The 7,758-nt window shown below is 52.5% G+C and carries 11 protein-coding genes and 1 pseudogene; 6 read left to right on the forward strand and 6 right to left on the reverse strand.

Going from position 1 to position 7,758, the window contains the following annotated elements; all coding sequences use genetic code 11:
• Positions 1 to 220 precede the first annotated feature (220 nt).
• The 6 genes from BP822_RS02430 to BP822_RS02450 all read left to right on the forward strand — a co-directional run bounded on the left by BP822_RS02430 (position 221) and on the right by BP822_RS02450 (position 1,798).
• Entirely contained in the window at positions 221 to 526 is a 306-nt protein-coding gene (locus tag BP822_RS02430; RefSeq protein ID WP_286877637.1) for a DUF4258 domain-containing protein, read from the forward strand.
• A complete protein-coding gene (locus BP822_RS02435; protein WP_286877639.1) occupies positions 493 to 780 on the forward strand; it encodes a type II toxin-antitoxin system MqsA family antitoxin in 288 nt (95 codons plus the stop codon). The genes BP822_RS02430 and BP822_RS02435 overlap by 34 nt, the downstream gene beginning before the upstream one ends.
• A 57-nt stretch (positions 781 to 837) precedes the next feature.
• The gene (locus BP822_RS02440) at positions 838 to 1,023 is read left to right on the forward strand and encodes a hypothetical protein (protein ID WP_193373737.1); all 186 of its coding nucleotides are present in this window, start codon (positions 838 to 840) and stop codon (positions 1,021 to 1,023) included.
• A 75-nt stretch (positions 1,024 to 1,098) separates the two neighbouring features.
• Positions 1,099 to 1,359, forward strand: a complete 261-nt coding sequence (locus BP822_RS02445; protein WP_048132303.1) for a type II toxin-antitoxin system HicB family antitoxin — start codon at positions 1,099 to 1,101, stop codon at positions 1,357 to 1,359.
• Positions 1,349 to 1,573, forward strand: a complete 225-nt coding sequence (locus BP822_RS12860; RefSeq protein WP_083804710.1) for a type II toxin-antitoxin system HicA family toxin — start codon at positions 1,349 to 1,351, stop codon at positions 1,571 to 1,573. Before BP822_RS02445 ends, BP822_RS12860 begins: the two co-directional genes overlap by 11 nt.
• 33 nt (positions 1,574 to 1,606) lie before the next feature.
• The gene (locus tag BP822_RS02450) at positions 1,607 to 1,798 is read left to right on the forward strand and encodes a type II toxin-antitoxin system HicB family antitoxin (protein ID WP_013719808.1); all 192 of its coding nucleotides are present in this window, start codon (positions 1,607 to 1,609) and stop codon (positions 1,796 to 1,798) included.
• Positions 1,799 to 2,041: 243 nt separating this feature from the next.
• Here BP822_RS02450 and BP822_RS02455 read toward each other — a convergent pair whose 3' ends face one another.
• The 6 genes and pseudogenes from BP822_RS02455 to BP822_RS02480 all read right to left on the reverse strand — a co-directional run.
• Complete coding sequence (locus tag BP822_RS02455) at positions 2,042 to 3,178, reverse strand: pyridoxal phosphate-dependent aminotransferase (protein ID WP_286877641.1); 1,137 nt, start codon at positions 3,176 to 3,178, stop codon at positions 2,042 to 2,044.
• A gap of 68 nt (positions 3,179 to 3,246) precedes the next feature.
• Positions 3,247 to 4,428: a glutamate-cysteine ligase family protein gene (locus tag BP822_RS02460; RefSeq protein ID WP_286877642.1), complete on the reverse strand. Its 1,182-nt coding sequence runs from the start codon at positions 4,426 to 4,428 to the stop codon at positions 3,247 to 3,249.
• Positions 4,429 to 4,434: 6 nt separating this feature from the next.
• Complete coding sequence (locus tag BP822_RS02465) at positions 4,435 to 4,926, reverse strand: YkgJ family cysteine cluster protein (RefSeq protein ID WP_286877643.1); 492 nt, start codon at positions 4,924 to 4,926, stop codon at positions 4,435 to 4,437.
• 62 nt (positions 4,927 to 4,988) lie between these two features.
• Positions 4,989 to 6,017, reverse strand: a complete 1,029-nt coding sequence (locus BP822_RS02470) for an ATP-grasp domain-containing protein (protein WP_013719812.1) — start codon at positions 6,015 to 6,017, stop codon at positions 4,989 to 4,991.
• The gene (locus BP822_RS02475) at positions 6,010 to 6,627 is read right to left on the reverse strand and encodes a RimK-like ATPgrasp N-terminal domain-containing protein (RefSeq protein ID WP_286877645.1); all 618 of its coding nucleotides are present in this window, start codon (positions 6,625 to 6,627) and stop codon (positions 6,010 to 6,012) included. The genes BP822_RS02470 and BP822_RS02475 overlap by 8 nt, the downstream gene beginning before the upstream one ends.
• 414 nt (positions 6,628 to 7,041) lie before the next feature.
• Positions 7,042 to 7,758, reverse strand: a pseudogene (locus tag BP822_RS02480) (thioredoxin domain-containing protein); the annotation flags it as partial.

The following is a 7,758-nucleotide window of genomic DNA, read 5'->3' on the forward strand; positions in this document are numbered from 1 at the left end:
GTGGGCCAGGTGGTGGATGTGACGCTTCCGACGGAGAAATAGAGCTACAGGCTTGAACTGCATGCAGGTATACAGTTCTACCGGGGCCGCCTGGAGAATACTAACCTTTTTTTAGGCCTGTCGCGCCAGGTTAGATGCTATTGTTCTTTCTCCAGAAGATCCTTAATACCAAATAGTATTAAATGTATCAGTAAATGGTCGAAAGGGAGGAGGCAGAGGAATGCTGATAGACAAGATCAAGGAGCAAATCTTGCTGAATAATTATATAATAACATTTCATGCCCACAGGAGAATGGATGAGAGGGGCATTTCTACTGAGGATTTAGTTAATTTGATATTGGATGGAAGTATAATAGAGGACTATCCAGACAGCAGGCCGTGCCCCTCTGCTCTCATAGCTGGCAGAGCTGGCTGGCGATATTGTCACGCCGTGGTAGCTCTCTGCGAAAACCATCTGCGAATAATCACAGTCTATTGGCCGGAGGATGGAGAATGGAAAGACAATATGACGAGAAGAATGAGTTGATTCCTGATATCTGCAACTGCGGTCGAGGAAGATTGCATCGGGGCAAGACAGAGTATCTAACCAGGGTTGATGATGGTGTATTAGTAATCAAGAATGTACCCGCCCTTATATGCGATATTTGTGATGAGGCTTATCTGACACCAGAATCTTCCAGAGAGATCGACAAGATTATCAAGGATTTTCGTGAAGGAAGACTCCTGGCAAAGCCCATTGCAGCGGGTGAGGTCGAACTCAAAATGAAAGAGGTTGCCTGATTGGAGCACCAATAGTAGAGTGGCAGGAGGAAGGCCTGGATCTTGGAGGAATGTGAATTGACAGTACACATCATCTACTCCATCGCGGTCTCCTCGCCCATCACTCCCGCCGAGCCGCTGCCCCCTCTGCCCGACATCCCCAGGGGCTCGCTGCTGATCGTGCAGAGGTGCCATCTAGCGCTATGGCATGGCACCGCACAAATAGCACAGCTCACCCGTTGCAGCAGCAATCACCTTTTATGATCCTCGCCTGGGGGCGGTGGTGGCGGCCACGCACATAACTACTTTTAAATTCCCTCCGGGAAATAGAGTCATGATATGTTCGCAGAATACATTCAGGCATCCTTGGAGCGAGCAGTCTATAAAACGCTTGAAGGAGAAGACGAGCCGATCTTTGTATCGGTCCCTGAGCTTCCCGGCGCATGGGCAACGGGCAAGACGGTAGAAGAGGCCAGAAAAAGGCTTATTGGAGTTATCGAAGAGTGGATACTTCTAGGTGTCCGGCTGGGGCATCCAATCCCTCCTATCGGTGGCCATACCATCAGCACCCCGCAGGAGTCGGTGACTGTTGCCGAGTAGGCTCACTGCAGTATCTCGTCGGGATCTGATCAAACGATTGAAAAGCCTGGGATTCTCTGGGCCGTACGCCGGACCGGATCATGCATTCATGGTCAGAGGATTCGCTCGCATCAGAATTCCCAATCCTCATAAACAAGAAATAGGCATAAGCTTGCTTGTTGAGATACTTCGAGAAGGTGGGATTTCCCGCGAGGAGTGGCTATCGACTAATTGATTTGAAGAGTGTAGAAGGCATAAGGGATAAAAAATGTGCGTTCCCATCATCTACTCCATCGCCGTTGTACCTGAGCTTCCTGGCTGCTCGGCCTTTGGTGAGACAGAGGAAAGGGCTTTGCAGGAAGTCAAGATCGCCATGAAACTATGGCTGGAGACTGCAAAAAAGATAGGCAGATCGATTCCCGTTCCTCAGAAGCGAAGCCTGATTGCCAGTCTTGCATAGGCCCCAGTTTCACCTCGCAAGTCGCTAGCAAGACATTGTATTTATATCGTCCTTCCTGCCTATTCAAGCCTCCCCGGCGCTGAGGGGGTCTCGTTGGCCGCAGCCCGGAGGGCCGACTCGCGTCATCCACTGAAAAGCATGAATAGATCGGACTCCTTTGAAATACTGCCGGTGGAAAGGCAGGCTAATGGAATCGATTTGCCGGGGCAAGAAGGGCAATGATCATTAAATTATCTCCAGCTCTCATCCCTTCAAATACCTCTCAATCCTCTCCAGCCCATCAGCTATCTTCTGCAGGGAGTTGGCATAAGAAAACCGCAAGTAACCTTCTCCATTGGGCCCAAAGTCAATACCTGGAGTGACTCCCACGTGGGCTTTTTCCAGAATATCGAAGGCCAGAGCATAAGAATCCCCAGATAAATGCTGAGCATTGGCGAAGACATAAAAAGCTCCCGTCGGCTCAACGGTAATTCCAAAGCCCATCTCTCTCAATCGCCGGACCATGAACTTCCTCCGCTGATTGTAAATCCTCTTCATCTCCGCCACATCCGGGCCGGTCTCCTCTAAAGCAGCAATCCCCGCCCTCTGGGCAAGGGAGCTGGCGCAGATGAAGAAGTTCTGCTGCATCTTCTGAATGGGCCGGACGAACCTCTCCGGAGCGATCAGATAACCCAGCCTCAGCCCGGTCATGGCATAGAGCTTGGAGTAGCCGTTAAGCACAAAGGCATGATCTGTGAACTCCAGGATGGAATGCTCCTTTCCCTCATAGACCAGTCCGTGATAGATCTCATCGGAGATGATGTATGGGCCGAGCCCGGCGATGGCCTTCATGTTCTCCTCAGAGAGGAGGTTTCCAGTGGGATTGGAGGGGGAGTTGATCAGAATGGCCCTGGTCTGGTCCCTGATCCGCTCTCGGATCGCCTCCGCCCTCGGCTGGAAGCCGTCCTTTTCATAGACCGGAACCCTTGCCGGCACTCCCCCCAGGAAGCTTATGAAATTGGGATAACAGGAGTAGCCTGGATCGGAGAGTACCACCTCCTGGCCCCTCTCCAGGAGAACGGAGAAGACAAGCATCATCGCCGGCGAGGTGCCTGAGGTCACCACCACCTGCTCGGGCTTTATAAAGACGCCATAGGTCTTTTCATAATGCCGGCAAATGGCCTCCCTGAGTTCCAGATCCCCCAGGCTGTGGGTGTAGTGGGTCAATCCCCGGTCCAGAGCCTTTCTCGTCGCCTCCTTGACCGCTAAAGGTACATCGAAATCCGGCTCCCCCACCTCCAGATGGATGACATCCACTCCCTGCCTCTCCAGCTCCCTTGCCCTCTCTAAAACCTCCATCACAATGAAAGGCGTAATCTCCTCTGCTCTCCTGGCGATCAAGATCCTTCTCCCATGCTGTCAGTCCAGTTGTCGGTTGACCTAAATAACGCCTTTCATTAGCATCTCACTCATCCGCAACGTCCCGGCTCAGCAGAATAGGGTATATTCTCCTTCAAGCACCAGGCCAGCTGAGAGAGCATGGGCAGGATCTCCTTCTCCTCCTTTTGCCTCTGTACCATGATCTCAGCCAGGCTGCCCTGCTCGATTCTCTTTTCGATCAGGGGAAGATACCGCTGCTCCTCCCGGGTGGCATTCCTCGCCGCCAGGGCATAGAGCCTCTCCAGCTCCGGCCTCATGGCCGCCACCCCGCGACGCATGCCATCCTCCAGCATAGCTAATAGATGGCTCTCACTATCCTCCAGCTCCAAGTCAGTGCGGAGGAGGGCCATGATGAAAGCACAGATCGCCATATCCGAATGCAGACACTCCTGCTCATCTATGGCCTTGATCTCCAGGCACCTCCTGGTGAAGCGCACGATCTCCCCTCTGGAGTTCACCCACTCGTGGCAAAGTATCTGAGCATGCTGCTTTTTCAATTCCCGATAGATATTGCGGTTGATCTCGACATAATCTCTGATACCCTCCAGCCTCTCGGGAATCACATTCCGGCAGATCTGGGGGATCTGGGACTGATTTCTTCGGTAGTACACCAGCCGGCTGTCCATATAGGAATTGACTTGTCCCTCGACAAAGGGAGAGGAGGCAGTCACCGCCACCAGATAGGGCATGAGCGAGCGAATCTTGTTGAACATCCCCACCAGCTCCTGCTCATCCCTATAAGGAATATTGATCTGCAGCGCCTGGATGTTCAGCCAGCCATGCTGCTTGATGCCAAAGAGCCGGTCGTATGCCTGGTAATAGTCCTGCTCATCGTGATCCCAGTAGGTCGTCTGATCCAGGGTTAGCAGGGGATGCATTCCCAGGCCCAGGAACTGGTACTCATTTTTCGTCGCCCGGAAAAGCTCTTGCAGTCCCGAAAAGAGATTCTCCTCCAGGCGGCCAAGGTTGCCCGGAGACGCCGGAATCAACTCCAGGACATGCTTTTGCAGCTCTTTGGACACCCGAATTCCCCCGAAGGCCACCTCATGCTCCACCCTGCCATTTATCCTCTCGATGATCCTGTCGGATATGGCCAGGGGGCGGAAGATGCTATCGTTTATGGAGTACTCGTGCTCCGTTCCTAAATGAGATTGTGCGGGTTGTGCCCGGTGCATTGCTGCCCTGGATACTCTCCCGAATTGCAATGGCATTCTTTTTCAGTCCTCCAGCCGGATCTCCGCCACAAGATCAGTCTGGGGCTCATCGATCTGTAGAATCTGGGCCATCTCCTCCTCAGGCACGCTTCTTATCAGATCCATGATCTTCTCCACAGAGGTCTCGAAGAGGGCATCGTATGCCTTCCGGTTAGCCCTTAGGAATCGAACCATGGGACAGATGCTCTCCCTCTTGAGGAATATCTGCAGCATATCACCCTCAATATCAAAGGTGAACGGCCCGGCAACGCAGGTCTCAGGCTTGATATCATGGATGCTGCACTTCCCATCCCGGAAGAGCACACAGAATCCATCCTGCCTGAGGCGGAGCCTCTTATATCCGACAAACTCGATCGCATCCGCGCTGACGCCGTTTTCCATAAGTATATCAATCCGCTTCTGGCTCAGGGGAGGCCTGGCCTCAAAGCAGCAGCCACCAGCCAGATGGCAATCATCGCAGGCCCGGCTCAGGGTCTGGCAAAGGTCCTCATCCATTCAAATATCATCTCTTAGATAGTGCGAAATCATCATTTAGCCTATTCAATAAAAAAGTTGATCTACCCCTCTTTAGAGTCGATGTCGCTGGAGTAGATGTCGCTCTCGCCCCATTGGCCGACCTGTGCATAGGTAAATTCAGCTTCCTGCTGATATCTGCCCATCAGACCGGCAGAAGAGATCGTCCCCATGGAAAGGTCTCGGGCATCGTCCAGAGCCTGGGCGGATACGAGATGAGAGATGATCTGTCCGAACATCTCCGGGTAATGTTCATCCTCTCCCCCTTCCAGAGAGGGATTGTCGTTCACCTCGATGACGAAGAGCTTTCCGTTGCTCTCTTTTATGTCCACTCCATACAATCCTTTACCGATAGCCCCTGCCGCTTGCTTTCCCAGATCTATTACCTCTGGCGGCACCTGATCAGCGGGCACGCTCTCCACATCGCAATAGACGATATGGCCGTTGACAGAGGCCTGGATCTTGAAGGTCTCCGAGGGTATGATATACCGGCAGGCGTAAAGCAACTGGCCATTGATCACCCCCACCCGCCAGTCGAACCGGCTCTCGATGTACTCCTGAACCACAATCCAGTCGGATAGCTTGAAGAACCTCTTGGCCACCTTCAAGAGCTCCTCCACATCCGAGACCTTCTCCACCCGCACCGAGAAGGATGTTGACGGCTCTTTGAGAACCAGAGGGCTGCCCAGCTCATCGAAAAGCTGCCTTGCCTGCTGGTCATCTAATTCCCTCTTCTTCAGAAACCTGGTCTTAGGCATGGAGACGCCTTCTTTCTGCAGGTGCATGTACATGTTTATCTTGTCGGCGCAGATCCTGATGGATGTGGGGTCGTCTATCACCGGCACGCCGTACATCTCCGCCATCCTGGCGGCCACGTAGGTGGTGTTCATGGGATCGGTGTCGGCACGGATGAAGAGCGCATCCAGTCGGGGAATCTTTTTCATATCCACGGGAAAGATGAACTCGACGGTATGGCCCATGCTCTCTGCCACATCCCGGCACTTCACCAGGGCCATGAGCTGAGAGGAGCTGCTCAATGTCTTTCTATTGACGAAGATTCCAAGTTTACTCAAAGCGTTTCACCCTCTTGTCCAGAAGGTCCTGGAGCATTTCTTTTTCCTCTTTGGATAATTGAGAGTATTTCACCGGCGCCAGAGAAGAGAGATTATAGGTGCCAGAATTGTCCTTCACCATTACGATCTCCACTAAGGGCAGCTTGAATACCTGGTAGATCTTCTCCGCAATCTCTGCTACCTCTTCACAGCAGTTCAGGCTCCTGCCGAAAATGGAGACGCATCTGGTAACGGCAGATGTATCAGCGATCTTCTGGTAGCAGAAAGGATACCTTCCGTGGTTGGTGATGTGCTTTACCACCTTCTTTGCCTCTTCATGATCATTCACCAGGAAGTACTCACTGGGAGTGGAGAAGTAGTTCAGGCCATAGATGATGGCCGGAAGGGGCACGAACTGGTAGGATACAGTCCAGTCGCAGACGGAGATGCCCGCCAGCTTGGCCTTCTCCAGGCATATAGGAACTATATAGGCGTCTAAAACATCCCTGCTGCTGGGAGTGGTTATGATCCCCTCATTCTCACTCTTGACAATGGCATAGTACGGCTCAGTCTTGTAGAAGTAGCTCTCATTGACGATGTACTGAGAGTCATCCTCCACTAAGGTGTACATTATATCCTTCTTAGGAATCTGATCCCGTCGTTGGTTCATTAAATGATCACCGCACGATCTGCGTGTGAGAGAATAGGGCTTTTGCTTTGGACAGATTTGCGTCCACATTGTCTATATTGTGCTGCCATTCAGGTTTTTTTCCAGACGGTACCCTACGGTGCCTTATGTGACTACGGTGCCGCTCCGGATCGGATGCAACTTCAATCTCTGAAATCTGAAATCCCCGAAGAGCGTTCTAGTCAGCATGTAGTATTTATCGTTGTCGTCCAGATGCCTTTGAACCGATCCCTGAAATCCTCCGTCCGGATCAGATTCGATTTATTCCAACAAGAAATGGAAATCGGCCCCTGGAATTCAGAGGTATTTCGCGAGGATATCCCAGAACCCACATTCCGCCAAATTCAAGGGCGGATGCTAATTTTTCTCTAATAGAGCCATCAGCTCTGCCGCATTGGTTGCTGGAAGCTGGCAGACTTGATCCGAGCAGACATAAGCCGCGGCCTTTCCCTTGACCGGGACCAGATCTCTGGTAAAGGGAGCGACCATGACGATCTCGCTTCCTGATGCTAAAACCACCGCTTTATTGGGCAGGAATCTAATTCTTATCGCGGCCAGCATCTCTTTCAGTCCCCCGTCCTCCAGGCTGCCGACCAGGGCTACCTCATACGTAGGTCCCAGAGCATAGTCCAGGGCACAGAGAAGCATTGTATACCCCAGGGGCTGGGCGGAGACTGCAGGAAGGGCAGAGCGAGCGAGGAGGGCGGCCTTCTCCTCTAAGCTTGTATCTCCCGTCAAATGCAGCAGCCTGAGGAGGTTTAGGAGGGCAATGGAGTTTCCAGAAGGCAGAGCGCCATCGTAGTACTCCTTCTTTCTGACCAGCAGCTCCTCGCCATCATCCGCAGTGAAGAAAAAGCCCCCCGCTTCACCATCCCAGAAGTGCTTATCCATGATCTCATTCAGATGGACTGCCGCCTTCAGATACTTGACATAGAATGTCGCCTCATACAGCTCGATCAATCCCCAGATGAGGAAGGCATAGTCATCCAGGTTGGCCTGAATATCTGCTCCCTGCCGGTAGCGATGCATCAGACGCCCCTCAGGGGTCCGCATCACCTCTAAGAGAAAGTCCGC

Origin of the sequence: Methanosaeta sp. UBA458 (assembly GCF_002496085.1) — an archaeon.
Taxonomy (GTDB): domain Archaea; phylum Halobacteriota; class Methanosarcinia; order Methanotrichales; family Methanotrichaceae; genus Methanothrix; species Methanothrix soehngenii.